The organism is Microbacterium lacus, assembly GCF_044794305.1.
Taxonomy (GTDB): domain Bacteria; phylum Actinomycetota; class Actinomycetes; order Actinomycetales; family Microbacteriaceae; genus Microbacterium; species Microbacterium lacus_B.
The window spans coordinates 3,120,314-3,136,165 of sequence record NZ_CP084996.1 but is presented as its reverse complement, the minus strand read 5'-3'; the positions used below and the strand labels follow the sequence as shown (position 1 = coordinate 3,136,165).

15 protein-coding genes are annotated in these 15,852 nt (G+C 67.9%); 4 read left to right on the top strand and 11 right to left on the bottom strand.

Annotated features, from left to right (window positions below; translation table 11 throughout):
- Nucleotides 1–291 precede the first annotated feature (291 nt).
- The 11 genes from LG299_RS14785 to sucC all read right to left on the bottom strand — a co-directional run bounded on the left by LG299_RS14785 (nt 292) and on the right by sucC (nt 12,568).
- Nucleotides 292–786 carry a methylated-DNA--[protein]-cysteine S-methyltransferase gene (locus tag LG299_RS14785; RefSeq protein ID WP_404431553.1) on the bottom strand — a complete coding sequence of 165 codons (495 nt, stop codon included), beginning with the start codon at nt 784–786 and terminating at the stop codon, nt 292–294.
- Nucleotides 783–2,336, bottom strand: coding sequence for a DNA-3-methyladenine glycosylase 2 family protein (locus LG299_RS14780; protein WP_404434911.1), 1,554 nt, complete (start codon nt 2,334–2,336; stop codon nt 783–785). The genes LG299_RS14785 and LG299_RS14780 overlap by 4 nt, the downstream gene beginning before the upstream one ends.
- Before the next feature lie 110 nt (nt 2,337–2,446).
- The gene (locus LG299_RS14775; RefSeq protein ID WP_404431551.1) at nt 2,447–3,286 is read right to left on the bottom strand and encodes a class I SAM-dependent methyltransferase; all 840 of its coding nucleotides are present in this window, start codon (nt 3,284–3,286) and stop codon (nt 2,447–2,449) included.
- 67 nt (nt 3,287–3,353) lie between these two features.
- Nucleotides 3,354–5,408: a hypothetical protein gene (locus LG299_RS14770; RefSeq protein ID WP_404431549.1), complete on the bottom strand. Its 2,055-nt coding sequence runs from the start codon at nt 5,406–5,408 to the stop codon at nt 3,354–3,356.
- A 123-nt stretch (nt 5,409–5,531) separates the two neighbouring features.
- Nucleotides 5,532–7,136 (bottom strand): bifunctional phosphoribosylaminoimidazolecarboxamide formyltransferase/IMP cyclohydrolase, encoded by a 1,605-nt coding sequence (gene purH / locus LG299_RS14765; RefSeq protein ID WP_404431547.1) that lies wholly within the window; start codon nt 7,134–7,136, stop codon nt 5,532–5,534.
- Between the two features lie 27 nt (nt 7,137–7,163).
- Nucleotides 7,164–7,784: a phosphoribosylglycinamide formyltransferase gene (gene purN / locus LG299_RS14760; RefSeq protein ID WP_404431545.1), complete on the bottom strand. Its 621-nt coding sequence runs from the start codon at nt 7,782–7,784 to the stop codon at nt 7,164–7,166.
- 4 nt (nt 7,785–7,788) lie between these two features.
- Nucleotides 7,789–9,123: a DUF6350 family protein gene (locus LG299_RS14755; protein ID WP_404431543.1), complete on the bottom strand. Its 1,335-nt coding sequence runs from the start codon at nt 9,121–9,123 to the stop codon at nt 7,789–7,791.
- Between the two features lie 72 nt (nt 9,124–9,195).
- The gene (locus LG299_RS14750) at nt 9,196–9,942 is read right to left on the bottom strand and encodes a formylglycine-generating enzyme family protein (RefSeq protein ID WP_404431541.1); all 747 of its coding nucleotides are present in this window, start codon (nt 9,940–9,942) and stop codon (nt 9,196–9,198) included.
- A 15-nt stretch (nt 9,943–9,957) separates the two neighbouring features.
- Nucleotides 9,958–10,398 carry a nitroreductase family deazaflavin-dependent oxidoreductase gene (locus tag LG299_RS14745; protein ID WP_404431539.1) on the bottom strand — a complete coding sequence of 147 codons (441 nt, stop codon included), beginning with the start codon at nt 10,396–10,398 and terminating at the stop codon, nt 9,958–9,960.
- Between the two features lie 75 nt (nt 10,399–10,473).
- Nucleotides 10,474–11,376: a succinate--CoA ligase subunit alpha gene (gene sucD, locus LG299_RS14740; protein ID WP_404431537.1), complete on the bottom strand. Its 903-nt coding sequence runs from the start codon at nt 11,374–11,376 to the stop codon at nt 10,474–10,476.
- A gap of 28 nt (nt 11,377–11,404) precedes the next feature.
- Nucleotides 11,405–12,568, bottom strand: a complete 1,164-nt coding sequence (sucC, locus tag LG299_RS14735; protein ID WP_404431535.1) for an ADP-forming succinate--CoA ligase subunit beta — start codon at nt 12,566–12,568, stop codon at nt 11,405–11,407.
- A gap of 142 nt (nt 12,569–12,710) precedes the next feature.
- Between sucC and LG299_RS14730 the strand changes: the two genes are divergently transcribed.
- The 4 genes from LG299_RS14730 (at nt 12,711) to LG299_RS14715 (ending at nt 15,826) form a co-directional block, all read left to right on the top strand.
- Complete coding sequence (locus tag LG299_RS14730; protein WP_404431533.1) at nt 12,711–13,382, top strand: TetR family transcriptional regulator; 672 nt, start codon at nt 12,711–12,713, stop codon at nt 13,380–13,382.
- A gap of 106 nt (nt 13,383–13,488) precedes the next feature.
- The gene (locus LG299_RS14725) at nt 13,489–14,586 is read left to right on the top strand and encodes an alcohol dehydrogenase catalytic domain-containing protein (protein ID WP_404431531.1); all 1,098 of its coding nucleotides are present in this window, start codon (nt 13,489–13,491) and stop codon (nt 14,584–14,586) included.
- A 20-nt stretch (nt 14,587–14,606) separates the two neighbouring features.
- The gene (locus LG299_RS14720) at nt 14,607–15,374 is read left to right on the top strand and encodes an SDR family oxidoreductase (protein WP_404431529.1); all 768 of its coding nucleotides are present in this window, start codon (nt 14,607–14,609) and stop codon (nt 15,372–15,374) included.
- Nucleotides 15,371–15,826: a MaoC family dehydratase gene (locus LG299_RS14715; protein WP_404431527.1), complete on the top strand. Its 456-nt coding sequence runs from the start codon at nt 15,371–15,373 to the stop codon at nt 15,824–15,826. The genes LG299_RS14720 and LG299_RS14715 overlap by 4 nt, the downstream gene beginning before the upstream one ends.
- The last annotated feature ends 26 nt before the right edge of the window (nt 15,827–15,852 follow it).

The following is a 15,852-nucleotide window of genomic DNA, read 5'->3' as shown; positions in this document are numbered from 1 at the left end:
GCGCGATGGAGGGGAACGAGCAGGCGAAAGGCCCGCGAAAAGACGGCGTGTGGGTGACGCCTGTCGAACGGAACGTTCGGACAGTCGGGTCTATGCCTGATTGGTCGCCTGCAGGCAGGCTTCCATCGCGACCTAGCCGAAGAGTCCGGCGGTTCCGCTCGGGTCGCGGAAGATGGCAGCGACCGGCGTGACGGCTACAGCGATCGTGTGCATGGCATCCTCCTTCGGCTGCGCCGCGGGCGCGGGCGACAGCCTTCCAGGCTATACCGCTGACTTCGAGGGAAGCAACTCTCAGATCCGCGCTTCGCGCTCGAGAAGCCGGCGCTTGACCTCGGTCCCCCACGCGAAACCGCCGAGCGCTCCGCCCGTGCGGAGGACCCGGTGGCACGGCACGAAGAGTGCAGGAGCATTGCGGGCGCAGATGGATGCCGCGGCGCGGACAGCGCTCGGGTGACCCAAGGCGACGGCGAATTCGCTGTACGTCAGCGGCTGACCCGGCTCGATGCGGCGCAGAGCCGCCCACCCGACGAGTTGCATCTCGGTTCCCGCCTGGGCGACCTCGACCCCGTCGATCGCATGCAGGTCACCCCCGTAGAACGCGGCGACCGCGGCCGAGGCATCCGTCTCTCCTTCGCTAATCGACGAGGGCCGCATCTTCGGCGACAGTCGAGCGAGGATCTGCTCGGGGTCGGCGGTCCAGCCCGAAGCCAGCACGCGGCCACTGTCGTCGGCGAGGATCGTGAAGGCGCCGTCGGGTGTGTCGAGGCTCTGGATGGTGGCGGTCATGAGGTCTCCTGACGGGGGTGGGGTGTGCCATCTGCACGACCGGTGGGGCTGGTGTGCACGGGTGCGGCTGGTGAGGCGGTGGGATCGGTCGAGCGAGTGACCGAGGCGATGGCTTGCGGCGCAGCGCGCCAGAGGTGGGCGGTGAGGTACGAGCGCCACGGCGCGGTGCGCGCGGCCCACGCTGTGAAATCCCGGGGATCGGAGGGGATGCCGCAGGCCGCCGCGCCGGCTCGCACGACGACATCGCCCGGGAGGGTGACATCGGGGTCGCCGATCACCCGCATGCGCACATAGTCGGCGGTCCACGGGCCGATTCCCGGCATGGCGAGCAGGGCCGCGCGTTGAGCGGCGCCGTCGTCGCCCGTTGTAAGGGTGAGCGTTCCGTCCGCGAGAGCGGCGGCCGCACCGGTGATCGCGCGGATGCGGGCGGCTGGGCCCCGAAGCACCTCGTGACCTCGCTCGGCGATCGCCGACATCGTGGGCCACAGGCGGTTCGTTCCCTCGAACTCGTCGAGGGGTTCACCGAGGTGCTCGACGAGACGCGTCAGGGCGGTCCGGGCGGCGACCACCGTGATCTGTTGGCCGACGATGGCACGAATCAACATCTCGTGCGGGTCTGCGCTCCCCGGAGCCCGGATTCCGGGGATCATCGCCACGCGCGGTGCGATCTCAGGATGCCGCGACAGCGCATCATCGATGGCGAGTGGATCAGCATCCAGGTCGAAGAGACGGCGCGCTCGCGCGACGAGCGTCGTGAGATCGGCGAGATCGGCCAGGCGCGCACGCAGCCGGACGCGGCCGTGCTCGTCGAGCCGGATCTCGAACCAGCCCGGCCCCCCGGGAAGCATCAGCGTCCGCGCGTATGAGTCCTCGGTCGAGACTTCGGCACCAGGAACGGCTCGCGCCCGCATCCAGGCGAAAACCCCCGTCGCGTCGAACGGGCCGCGATGCGGAAGCACGAGGTCGATCGCACCGGGGGTGTGCGAGTGGTGGCCGCGCCGTCGCGCCCGCACCTCTGACGGCGTCATGCCGAATACTTCGCGGATGGTGTCGTTGAACTGCCGAACGCTCGCGAATCCTGCCGAGAAGGCGACGTCGGATGCAGCGAGGTCGGTGCCGACCAGCAGCATGCGCGCCGTATGCGCTCGCTGGGCCCTGCTGAGCGCGAGGGGTCCGGCGCCGAGCTCGGCGGTCAGAAGACGGGTCAAGTGTCGTGGCGAGTAGCCCAGGCGAGCGGCCAATGCGGGGACGCCCTCGCGCTCGACGACACCGTCAGCGATCAGCCGCATCGCGCGGGCGGTCGTGTCGCCGCGGAGATTCCACTCTGGCGAACCCGGCGCGGCTTCGGGAAGGCACCGCTTGCAGGCGCGGTAGCCTGCCTCGTGCGCGGCCGCGCTGGTGGCATAGAACGTGACGTTCGAGGGCTTGGGGGTCCGCGCAGGGCAACTCGGCCGGCAGTAGATTCTCGTCGTGCGCACGGCGGTGACGAACTGACCGTCGAACCGGGTGTCGCGCGAATCGATCGCGCGATACCTCTCGTCGAAAGTCATCGCCAAAGTGCTCACGCACAACAGCCTGTCACGGGTGCGCAGACACCTCTAGCGGAAAACGGACACGACGATTCGGTGTGAAGTGCACGTCGACGGCGCGCACCTCGGTGTCACGGGCCTGGGCGCACCCGGGATTTCATTCTGCGCAGCGGACGAGTGATGCGCCAGCTCAACGTCTCTACGAGGGCGGCGAGATCCGCCTGGGCTTGATCGTTGTCGGCCCGTCGCTGCACTTCGTCGCCGAGCTTTTCGTAGTCCGCCCGCACCCGCGAGATCGTCTCATCGTCGGCCTCAAACAGCGCGCGCAAACGGGGATCGCTCACCTCACCGATCGCGAGAACGCCCAATCCATGACCGTGCTCGAACGAGAACGACCGCGTCGGGTTCTCTGCCACGAGCTGCTCCCACAGCCGCCAGACCCCGAAGCCCGCTTTGCGCTCGGCCGTGTCGTGGAAAAGAATCATGCCACCCTCGCGAACTGTCGGTCTCCACAGGGTGTAGTCCTCAAGCACATCGTCGTAGCCGTGACGGCCGTCGATGTGCAGCAGGTCTGCTGTTGCCTCCCTGAATTGGGGGCGCGACGTGGCAAAGTAGCCCCGCAAGGGCTTCACGAGGTCGGGATATTCTGACCTGACCACGGGCATGAATCGCTCGTAGACCGACTCGCCGTATGCGCCCATATGCTCGTCGCCTTCCCAGCTGTCCAGCGCGTTGACGGTTCCTGTGAGCCTTAACCTGCGCAACGCCTCGGCGAACACGAAGCATGAGTAACCGTTGTGGGTGCCGAGCTCAACGACGGTGGTCGGGCGCAGCACATCCACCAGCCAAAACGCGAACGGGGCATGGGTGATCCAGGCGGACTCAGGATAGTGCTGCGGTTGCCAGTACGACGTCGCAGAAAGCCACGTCGGCATACCCGTATCGTCCTCGTCCATCGGCCCGCCGCTCACTAGGTTGCCGTCAGCCTACGGTGCGCGGCGGAGCTGAGCGATGAGCGAGAAGTGGGCCTCTCGACGGCTATCGAGTCACAATGGCGAACCCGCCGCTCGGTACGGGGATCGACCGTTCGCCGCGCAGGCTGTACCTACGCACCTCGGCACCCGTCGCGTCGTACACGACCACGGTCGCTCGCTCGCCGTCACGACCGACGCGGATGGGCTGCGGAACGATGCTGCTCGAGTGGACGAGCTCGGTGGTCCCTCCGTCGCCCACGAGCACGAGCCGTGACTGCACAGGTCTCACCAACAGCGCATCGAGTGTCAGCGAGCCGCTTAGGACCTCGACGGTGACGAGCGGGCGGTGGGGAAACGCCGGAGATTGCAGCGCCAGCGGTAGAAGCACTCCGTCAGTCGGCGAGATTCCCTGCGGGGGCGCCGCTTCGTCGATGGCACCGAGCGGTTTGCGCTCGGCCGTCCATACCGACGTGCTGCCGGCGTCTTCCGGGCCTGACCAGACGACAGGTTCTACCCAGCGACGTAGGTCGGAGTCACCGATGTCGAAGACGGCGCTCTGACCTTCCGTGAGCGTCAGGGCACTCCCCGACCAGCTCGACTCCCCCGTCCACGAGTCCGGCGTCGTGATACTTCCGTCGGTCTCGATCGACGACTCAGCTTCGACGAGTTCGAGGCCCTGTCGTTCACGGATCGTCGTGATCGATGAGGCGCGCGCGGCAAGTTCGGGTCGGGCGTCCAGTGCGATCATCGTCAGAAGCCCGTGGATCGCGCTTTCTGCGCCGCTGTTGGGATTGATGCTGCCGTCGGCCTGCAGCCCGTCGAAAGTGACCCCGGTCGCCGGGTCGTACATCGGCTCACCGGCACGGTTGGCTCCGAAGAACCATGCGGCCTGCATCCCCGCCAATGCCTCGAATCCGCTCGATCCCGTCGAGTCGGCAACGGCGAGGAGCGACTGCACGCGGGAATCCACGCCGTAGGCGATCTGGACGCGATCAGTGGGGCTCGGGAACCACCCGTTGTCGGCACCACCGGCGGTGAGCAGCGTGGGAGTGAAGACTGCGCTGTCGGTGATGGCCGGCTGCGCTAGCGTCGGATCGCCGAGCGCGAGCGAAGCTTCTGCCAACGCCGCGGGCATCTGCGAACCCCAGGCATGCCAGAGGCTACGGGATTGGGCCCACGGCAGGATCGCCCCATAGGGCCACGACTGCACCGACCCGGCTGCCATCGCGGCGATCCCCTCAGCGAGCTTTCGCAGCGCTTCGGTCGCGGCGGTGTCTGAGGGCTGAGCGGTGACGCGCGCGGCGAGTCCGAGGACAGCCTCGGCCGAAGCATCCGCTCCGTCGACGATCAACCACGCCGGCACGCGCATGCCGTCCGACTCGGTCCACTCTCCATAATTCACCAGCACCTGTCGCTCCACAGCCGCAAGCGACAGCGCCAACCGGTCCTCGAGGAACGCCGCGAAATCCGGGTCTTCGTCGCGGAACGCGGCATAGCCCTCACCCAGAGCCCAGATCGTGCGGGCAAGCCAATAGCTCGGCCCGGAATCGGAAGGGTCGGGAAGTTCGATCGGCTCCGCCGAGGGGTTGAGTGTGCCATCCGGCTGCATCCACAGCACGACGTTGCCGGCGTTCGGTCCGTCGGTGGTCTGGAAGTAGGCGACCGATCGAAGCAATTCGTAGGCGGTGTCGCGACTGGACTCTGCGCCGGTCAGTGTCCAATGCCGCAGGTACACCACCGCTGCTCGGGTGATGTCGTCCGCGTTGAACGCCCCCTGCCCCCAATACCCCGTCTCAGGATTCAGGGGCCCGCCCCCGACGCGCTCGAAGGTTCCCCCGGGGCGAGCGTCGGCGTACGTCCACGGCATGACGAGTGCCGGTTCTTCGGCGAGCCGGTATGTCGTGTGCCCGGCAACCTCCGCGGTCGGGGTCGCCTCATCGAGCAGGAAGTCGAGATGCGAGAGGTTCGTCAGCGGAGGTATGTCGACCGCCGAAACAGCAGCCACGTGTGGGCGATCGCCGGCGGCCGCGATCACTGGCGCGGCGAAACCGCCGATCGATACGACAACGGCCAGCAGCACTGCTGTAGGAACGGTGTATTGGCGGTGGACGCGTCCCATCGGAACTCCTCAGCGGCCGAGCCCTTGGGTCGGGATCCAGACCGGTGAGGCCAGTCAGCGCCACAGTGGTCGCGATCAGCCAACCCATTGCACGATGGCCAGCGGAGGTGTAAGCAACCTGCCTCAGTGGAAGAAGTGACGCTCGCCGGTGAAGAACATCGTGACTCCGGCGGCTTGTGCCGCTTCGATCACTTCAGCGTCGCGCACCGACCCACCCGGCTGCACGATTGCCGAGATACCCGCGTCAAGCAGCACCTGCGGGCCGTCGGCGAAGGGGAAGAAGGCGTCGGATGCTGCCACCGACCCCGCGGCACGATCCCCCGCTCGCTCGACCGCGAGGCGGCACGAGTCGACACGGTTGACCTGGCCCATGCCGATGCCGACCGTGGCCGAGCCCTTCGCGAGCACGATCGCGTTCGACTTCACCGCGCGGCAAGCTTTCCAGGCGAAAATGAGGTTCGACATCTCTTCTTCGTCGGGACGCTCGCCCGAAACCAGTTGCCAATCCTTGGCGACGGAATCGATGTCATCCGGGAACCGGTCGGCCTCCTGCAGAAGCAATCCGCCCGAGACGAGTCGCACATCCATGCGCTCCTGCGTCCAGTCGGCCGGCAGCTGCAACACGCGGAGATTCTTCTTCAGCTTGAACACTTCGAGCGCCGCCGGCTCGAAGTCAGGGGCGACGATGACCTCGGTGAAGATGTCGCGCAGGTTCTCGGCCATCTTCAGTGTGATCATGCGGTTCGCGGCGATCACACCACCGAACGCCGACACCGGGTCGCACTCGTGCGCGCGCAAGTGTGCACTCGCGATCGGGTCGAGCGCGTTGGGGGCCGTGACGGCAATCCCGCAGGGGTTCGCGTGCTTGATGATCGCGACGGCGGGCTTGATCATGTCGAACGCCGCGCGCAAGGCGGCATCCGCATCGACGTAGTTGTTGTACGACATCTCTTTGCCCTGCAGCTGCGTGGCCTGGGCGATGCCATGCCCACCGACGCGAGTGTAGATCGCCGCGCGCTGGTGCGAGTTCTCGCCGTACCGCAGTGTGGTCTGACGCTCAGCCTTGATCGTGAGGTGGGCAGGAAGGTCTTCTTGCACGAGGGTGCCCTCGGCGAACCAGGTCGCGACCGCGCGGTCGTACTCGCACGTGTGCGCAAAGGCTCGTGCGGCGAGCTCGCGGCGCTGTGCCAGGCTCGTGCCGCCCGTGCGCACAGACTCGATCACGGCGGGGTACGACTCAGGAGAGACGACGATCGCCACGTTGGCGAAGTTCTTCGCCGACGCCCGAACCATCGCAGGCCCGCCGATGTCGATCTGCTCGACGACGTCATCGCCGGTCGCGCCCGAGGCGACGGTCTGCACGAACGGGTACAGGTTCACCACGACGAGTTCAAACGGCTGGATCTCGAGCTCGTCGAGCTGGCGCTCGTGGTCTTCGAGTCGCAGGTCGGCGAGCAACCCAGCGTGCACCTTGGGGTGCAGGGTCTTCACACGACCGCCGAGCGACTCAGGGAAGCCCGTGATCGAGGCGACGTCGGTGACGTCATACCCCGCGTCGCGGAGCATGGCGGCTGATCCCCCGGTCGAGACGATCTCGATGCCCTGAGCGGCGAGCGCGGTGGCGAGCTCGAGCAGCCCCGCCTTTTCACTCACCGACACCAGGGCGCGTCGAACAGGAACGACATCGCGGTCGCGGTACAGGGCGGGGTCGTGGCTCGGGCCGGCCATGGGGTCCTCCGTGGGGTGGGTGGGGTGTCAGGACGACGAATCGACGGGATCCTGCGGCCCCGCGGCCGCAGCCGCCAGGTCGAGGTCGCCCGCAGCGATCCGCTCTACGACATCGATCAGCAATCGCCGCTCGACAGGCTTGATGCGCTCGTGGAGGCTGTGCTCGTCGTCACCCTCGAAGACGGGCACGCGTTCCTGCGCGAGAATCGGGCCGGAATCGACACCCGCGTCGACGATGATGACGCTGGCCCCCGTCTGCGGCACACCTGCCGCGAGCGCGTCCCGCACTCCGTGTGCGCCTGGGAACTCGGGGAGGTACGCCGGGTGGGTGTTCACGATGCGCGGCGCCCACTCCTCGACGAGCGTCGCGGGCAGCAGACGCATCAGTCCCGAAAGGACGACGAGGTCGGGCTCCCAGACGGCCAACTGCGCGCCAAGTTCCGCTCCCCACGCCTCGCGAGAGTCAAACTGCTCCCACGGGACCATGAAGCTCGGGATGCCGAAGTCTTCGGCATGGCTGAATCCGGCCGCTTCGCGATCGGCGCCGACGACGACGATCCGCGCGGGGAAATCAGGCTCGGATGCTGCCTCCAGCAGAGCCCGAAGATTCGACCCTGCGCCAGAGATGAGGACCGCGACCGAGAGCACGCGCCTAGTCTACCGGCGCAGCATCCGCTCCCCTGTCGAGCGCAATCGGCGTGATCTCCTGTGTATCTGCGGCAGAGCTGTCGGGTGTTTCCGCCGGCGGCGAGACATCGTCTGCGGCAGTCCTGCGGCGCGGTGACAGCAACAGGATGCCGGCACCCACCGTCACCTCGAGCCCTACAGCGAGCGCCAGCGGACCGGGCTCGGGCCCGACTTCTGCGAGCGCACCGGGTCCCAGTGCGCCGGAGGCGAGCGCCGCGAGGAGCGCGGCGGCGCCGGCCGAAAGGATCGCGATTCCCGCGGTGATCACGACACGGGCGCCCATGGGCTCGTGCTCGCCGTGACGGAGTGGGCCCGAGGCTGCCACCAGCCGTGAACGGGCGATCCACCCGGCGAAGGCACCGAGGGCGACGGGGAGGAGCGCGAGCAGGAGCCACCAGGGGCTCGATGTCTCGGGGATCGCGCCGAGAACCGGAATGCCGGGAATGACACCGACCGTCGTACTGGCGGGTGAGACAGACGTTCCGACACCGAGCGCGAAACCCGGACCCGCAACGAACGACACCGCCCACACCACGAACGTCGGAAGGTAGGCGAGCTGGCCGAGAGTGATGACCGTCGCGCCCAGCGCGTCGACCTGCCCCGCTTCGAAGAGGGCGATGATCTCGCCGCCGCTCGCGATGATCGCGACGAAGGTCGCGGCCGCGCCGACACCGAGCAAGCCGACCACCACCACCGCTCCTCCGCGGGCGATCAGGGCGGGTGCGTACGCCCAGCCTGCCGAGGCCAGCTCGACGCGGTTCCGAGCGCGCGCCACGAACCCTGCCCCCGCTTCACCCCACTCCGTCACCACGGCGCCGATGGCGGCGGGCACGGCGAAGAGCAGCATGGGGAGGAGAACCGCTTGCCAGGTGAAGACGGCAGCCACAGCATTGCGCGATGAGAAGGCGATCAGGATGGCGAGCACCCCGAAAACCGTCGAGCTGACGAGGACACCGGTCATCCAGGCATCCGCCTGCGACGCGCGCATTCCCGAGCGCGCGGCGAAGATGATCGTGAACGCGGCGAAGGCAAGCGGAGCGAGCGAGAGGAGGAAGGAAGTTCCCTCCACACCGAGTCCCACCGTCGCGAGGTACTCGCCGGGCAGAGTGACGTGCAGCGGTACGGTGTGGCCGAGTTGCCAGACTTTGGCGCTCGCCGGCCAGAGCGCTGACCAGTCGGCGTCGCCGCCGAAGCCGAAAACCCAGACCAGGGTGAACGGCGCGAGGATCACCGCAAGGCCGACTCCCGCCGCGATAGCGGCGTCGACGGCGGCGAGGAGGGCGACGGTGAGGCGATGCATGCCTGTTCGACCCTACCTAGAGCCCGGCAGAGGTCGCCGCCCGGCACGCGCCGGGCCGACGCATCCGCGCATTCATCCGCCGCGAGGCGTCCAGCCCGGAGGATGCGGGCCGTCGAGCGAACCACGCTCGCGATCGGCCGCCGCCGACCAGCCCTGTGCGGCAGCGCCGCCGTCGAAGCCTCCACGCGCGAGGCGGACTCCGACGTCTTCGTGGTGCATGCGCGGCGCGCCGCCTCGGCGGGTTGATGCCCGCACGCTCCACGAGTCGTCGGCAAAGCCTCCGCCGCGAAAGACGCGGTAGTCGTCATAGCGCGCAGGGTCGAGAAAGTCCCAGCACCACTCCCACACATTGCCGAGCGTGTCGAAGAGGCCGTTGAGGTTCGGGAGCTTTCCGCCCACGTTCTGCGGATCGGTGACGCCGTCGGCGCTGGTCCACGCGATCTCGGCGAGCGGTCCGTAGTGGGCTCCGGTGGACCCTGCGCGGCACGCCAACTCCCACTCCGCTTCGGTGGGCAGGCGGTAGCCGTCCGCGTCTGTGTGCCAGGTGACCTCCGCGCCGTCGAATGTGTAGGCGGCATCCAGCCCCTCCCACTCCGACGCGGCGTTGCACAGCCGCACCGCGCGAAGCCAGCTGAGGTCGGTCGCCGGGCGCCGCGGGTACCGGGCGGATTCACCGATGAGCTCGGCGACCTGCTCCTGCGTCAGCGCGTAGACGCCGATCTCGAAGGGTTCGAGAGCAACGGTCCACCGCTCCTTGTTGCGGGCGTCGTGCAGAGTCACCGATCCGGCGGCGATCCGCGCCATCTCGATGTCGCTCATGCGTGTGGGTGGCTTTCAGCCCTCGATGGGCTCGAGCACGAAGATCGCGATCTGGCGGTCGGTCTTGGCCTGATACGCGTCGTAGTCGGGCCAGACGTCGGTGGCGTGACCCCACCACTCGGTGCGTTCGTCCCCGGAGAGCTCGCGGGCCAGGTAATCGCGCTTGTCGGCACCGTCCTGGAGTTCGACCTGGGGATGCTTGCGCATGTTGTTGCCCCACGCCGGCTCATCCGGAGCCCCACCCTTCGAGGCGACGACCGCGTAGCGTCCATCGTGTTCGACACGCATGAGGGCGGTCTTGCGCAGGCCCCCCGACTTCGCCCCGACGGTGGTGAGCACGATGATCGGCACACCGCGCAACAGGTGGGCTTCGGCGCCCCCCGAGGCCTCGAATTTTTCGGCTTGGGTGCGAGCCCACTCGGATGTGGACGGCTTGTATTCTCCGGTCAGTGGCATGACTTCAGCCTATGACGAACGACGAGGGCGGATGCTGCGGCCTGGGCCGCGGCATCCGCCCTCGTGAAACCGGTGCTACAGCCCGGCGACGATCTCGCGCATCAGATCGGCGGTCTCGGACGGCGTCTTGCCGACCTTGACTCCGGCGGCCTCGAGCGCCTCTTTCTTGGCCTGTGCGGTGCCGGCCGAGCCCGAGACGATGGCGCCGGCGTGGCCCATGGTCTTGCCCTCGGGCGCGGTGAAGCCGGCAACGTAACCGACGACCGGCTTGGTGACGTTCGCCTTGATGAAGTCGGCTGCGCGCTCTTCGGCATCGCCACCGATCTCACCGATCATGACGATCGCCTTGGTCTCGGGGTCGGCCTCGAACGCGGCGAGCGCGTCGATGTGCGTCGTTCCGATGACAGGGTCGCCGCCGATGCCGATGGCCGTCGAGAAGCCGATCTCGCGCAGTTCGTACATCATCTGGTAGGTCAGCGTGCCCGACTTCGACACGAGGCCGATGGGGCCCTTGCCTGTGATGTTCGCCGGCGTGATGCCGACGAGCGACTCACCCGGGGTGATGATGCCGGGGCAGTTCGGACCGATGATGCGGGTCGTGTTGCCCTTGGACTGGGCGTAGGCCCACGCCTCGGCGGTGTCACCGACGGGAACGCCCTCGGTGATCACGACGAGCAGGGGAATCTCGGCGTCGATGGCCTCGACCATCGCGCTCTTGGTGAAGGCCGGGGGCACGAACGCGATCGACACGTCGGCGCCGGTCTCGGCCATCGCCTCGGCGACCGACGCGAACACGGGCAGCTCGACGGGGGCGCCGTCGGCCAGGTGGTGCAGCACCGTGGTGCCGGCCTTGCGGGCGTTCACGCCACCGACGACCTGGGTGCCGGCCTTGAGCATGAGGGCGGTGTGCTTGGTGCCCTCACCGCCGGTGATGCCCTGGACGATGACCTTGGAGTCCTTGTTGAGGAAGATCGACATTTCTCTATTCCTTGTCCTTCTCTAGGTCTCAGGCGTTCGCGAGCTCGGCGGCCTTGTCGGCGCCTTCGTCCATGGTCGAGGCGAGGGTCACCAGCGGGTGGTTCGCGTCGCGGAGGATCGCTCGGCCCTCTTCGACCTTGTTGCCGTCCAGGCGGACGACGAGGGGCTTGGAGGCACTGGCACCGAGCTCGGCGAGCGCGCCGACGATGCCCTTGGCGACCGCGTCACAGGCGGTGATGCCACCGAAGACGTTGACGAAGACCGACTTGACCTGCGGGTCACCGAGGATGACGTCGAGGCCGGCGGCCATGACCTCAGCCGAGGCGCCGCCGCCGATGTCGAGGAAGTTGGCGGGCTTCACGCCACCGTGGTTCTCACCGGCGTAGGCGACGACGTCGAGCGTCGACATCACGAGGCCTGCACCGTTGCCGATGACACCGACCTCGCCGTCGAGCTTGACGTAATTGAGGTCGTTGGCTTTGGCCTTGGCCTCGAGCGGGTCGGCGGCGTCCTTGTCTTCGAGGAGCGCGTGGCCCGCGTGACGGAACTCGGCGTTCTCGTCGAGCGAGACCTTGCCGTCGAGGGCGATGATGTCGCCTTCTTCGGTGAGGACGAGGGGGTTGACCTCGACGAGCGTGGCGTCCTCGCCCTTGTAGACCGCATAGAGCGTGACGAACACGTCACTCACCTTGTCGATCAGTTCGGGTGCGAAGCCTGCGGCCTCGGCGATCTCGATGGCCTTCTTCTTGTCGATGCCGTGCAGCGGGTCGACGGCGACGCGGGCGAGGGCTTCGGGGCGCTCGACGGCGAGCTCTTCGATCTCCATGCCGCCCTCGACGCTGCAGAGCGACAGGTAGGCGCGGTTTGCGCGGTCAAGCAGTACCGAGAAGTAGTACTCCTTGTCGATGCGGGCGCCTTGGGCGACCATCACGCGCTTGACGACGTGGCCCTTGATGTCGAGGCCGAAGATTCCCTTCGACGCCTCGAACGCTTCATCGGGGGTTTTGGCGACCTTGACGCCACCGGCTTTGCCGCGGCCGCCGGCCTTGACCTGCGCCTTGACGACGACGACTCCGCCGATCTTCTCGGCGGCTGCCCGCACCTCCTCCGGCGTGTCCGCGACGATCCCGGCGAGAACCGGAACCCCGTACTTTTCGAAAAGGTCTCGTGCCTGGTACTCGTACAGATCCACAGTGCATTCCTTCGCAGTGGCGAATGGGGGTGTGCGACGCGAAAAAGCGTCTCGACGTCGAGATATCGACCAATCATCAAGCCTAGTACGCGTCGCCGTCCGCGCCAGACTCGAAAGACTTCCCCGCGAGTAGGCTCATCGCATGAGCGACACCGCGTCCCCGTCCGCCGCGCGCACCGCAGTCGTTGCCGCCGCGATCGATCTGTTCGCCGATCAGGGCTTCGATCAGACCTCTGTCGAGCAGATCGCGAAGGCCGCCGGGGTCTCGCGCTCGACCTTTTTTCGGCAGTTCGGCGGCAAGGACGATGTCGTTTTCGCCGACCATGAACTGCTGCTCGACCAGTTGCGTGACTACCTCGCGCAGCCGCACGAGAATCCCTGGGCGGCAGTGTGTGAAGCATCCGTTCGCGTGTTCTCGCACTTCGCTGCCGACCCGGACCTCGCCCGTCGTCGCTACACGATCGTGCGTGGCGTGCCCGCACTGCGCGAGCGCGAGATCGTGACGGTCTTCCGGTACGAGCGACTGTTCGACGAGTACTTGCGGGGCGCTCTGCCGGGGCTTGACCCGATCGATGCCGTCGGTTTCTCGGCCCTGGTCACTGCTGTGCACAACCATGTGTTGAGGCAGTTGCTTCGTGGGCCCAAGCGGGTTCCGGTGAGCGTCCTCAGGCGCGCCCTCGATGATGCGATGCGTCGCTATGGCGTGGCGCCCGACGGCGCAGATGCGGGTGACGACGACGTGGTGGTGGCGGTTTTTCCGAAGCGGATGCCGCTGGCCGAGGTTGCGCGCCGGCTCGGTGACCAGCTGGCCTGAGCGCGCTGACGCGCGGGCCTCGCGAACATACCGCACGGTCGGTATGCTCGTGTGATCGTCTGCGCAAAAGAGTGCAGCGGACGGTGCAGGTCGACGAGGAGGTCGCATGCGCATCACCGGCGCGGTGCTCGAACGTGCGGGCGGCGAGATACCGTACGCGCAGTCGCGGCCCTTCACCGTGGCCGACCTCGAGCTCGACCCACCAGGACCGGGCGAAATCCTCGTCCGGATCGAGGTCGCGGGCGTCTGCCACTCCGACCTGAGCGTCGTGGAGGGCACTCGGCCACGCCCTCTCCCGATGCTCCTCGGCCACGAAGCCGCCGGCATCGTCGAGCAGACCGGCGACGGTGTTGAGCTCGAGCCGGGCACTCGCGTGGTGATGACCTTCCTCCCCCGTTGCGGGACCTGCGACGGATGCCTCACGGACGGCCGACTGCCCTGTGAGGTGGGCTCCGCGGCCAATGGCGCGGGCACGCTGGTCGGTGGAGGCATCCGCCTGCATCGCGGTACTGGCCCCGTGCACCACCACCTCGGGGTGAGCGCATTCGCCACGCACGCGGTCGTCAGTGCGTCGTCCGTTGTGGCCGTGGACGACGACGTGCCCGCAGAGATCGCGGCCTTGCTGGGGTGCGCTGTCCTCACCGGGGGCGGCGCCGTGATCAATGCCGGCCGACCGGCGCCCGCATCGACGGTGATCGTGGTCGGGCTCGGCGGCGTTGGCATGGCCGCGCTGCTGGTGGCGATCGCGCTCGGACACCGGGTGATCGGGGTCGACGCCGTGGCGGCCAAGCTCGAAACGGCCCGCGAACTCGGTGCAGAACTCGCGCTCGAACCTGCCGACGCGGTGGCCCGCGGCATCCGCGCCCCTGTCGTGATCGAAGCTGCGGGCGCGGTGCGTGCCTTCGAGACCGCCGTTGCGCTGACCACGGCCGGCGGAACGACCGTGACGGTGGGGTTGCCCGCGCCGGACGCGCGCGCGGCGATCTCGCCCCTCGTGTTGACCGCCGAAGCCCGCACGATCGTCGGTAGTTACCTCGGTTCTGCCGTGCCTGGCCGCGACATTCCGCGGTACGTGGAGCTGTGGCGCGAAGGTCGTCTGCCGCTCGAGCGGCTCGTCTCGTCGCGCATCCGCCTCGACGGCATCGAGGCCGCAATGGATCGCCTCGCCACCGGCTCCGAACTTCGGCAGCTCATCACCTTCTGAACCACTTCGAGAGGACCCCCATGACTGACACTGCTCAGACCGCTCGCACCGCCATCGTTACCGGCGCCGCCCGCGGCATCGGCGCCGCCATCGCCCGTCGGCTCGCTGAGGATGGCTACGCCGTCGCTGTGCTCGACCTCGATGCGGGCGCATGCGCGGAGACTGTGGCAACGATCACGGATGCCGGGGGCCGGGCCATCGCGGTCGGCGCGAACGTGGCTGATGCGACGGCGGTCGCTGCGGCCGTCGCGCAGGTTGCCGAAGAACTCGGAGCGCCGACGATCCTGATCAACAACGCTGGGATCATCCGCGACAATCTCCTGTTCAAGATGACCGAGGAAGATTGGGATGCTGTGCTCACCGTGCACCTGCGCGGGGCGTTCCTGATGAGCCGCGAAGTGCAGAAACATCAGGTCGAGGCGGGGTGGGGCCGCATCGTCAACCTCTCGAGCACGTCGGCACTCGGCAACCGCGGCCAGGCGAACTACGCCGCGGCCAAGGCGGGGATGCAGGGACTGACAAAGACCCTCGCGATCGAGCTCGGCCGCTACGGAGTCACCGCTAACGCGATCGCCCCGGGCTTCATCGTCACCGACATGACCCGATCGACCGCAGAGCGCGTCGGCGTCGGATTCGACGAGTTCATCGAAGCGACCGCGAAAACGATCCCGGTCGGCCGCGCCGGCTACCCCTCCGACATCGCCGCTGCCGCGTCGTTCTTCTGCTCGGAGGGTGCTGGCTTCGTGTCGGGACAGGTGCTGTACGTCGCCGGCGGGCCTCGCGCATGAGCATCGTGGTGGCCTCTCCTGCGGCACTTGCCGACGCGGTCGGGCAGAGCGCGACGAGCGACTGGTTCGAGATCACCCAGGAGCGCATCTCGGCTTTTGCCGATGCCACCGACGACTGGCAGTGGATTCATCTGGATGCCGATCGCGCCGCAGCCGGGCCCTTCGGCTCGACCATCGCGCACGGCTACCTCACGCTGTCGCTGTTGCCGCGGCTCGCCTCGGGCCTTCTCGAAGTGACGGGAGTGTCGATGGTCGTGAACTACGGGCTCGACAAGGTGCGGTTCCTTCAGCCCGTGCCCGCGGGGTCGCGCGTGCGCGCCGTCACCGAGATCGCGTCCGTCGAGGCGGCGAGCCAGGGGTATCGCGCGAACCTGCGCACGACGGTCGAGCTCGAAGGGTCTGAGCGACCGGCCCTGATCGCCGAGACCATCGGCCTGTTCATTCCCGCGTGAGCGGCAAATGCATGGTGAAGGGCTAC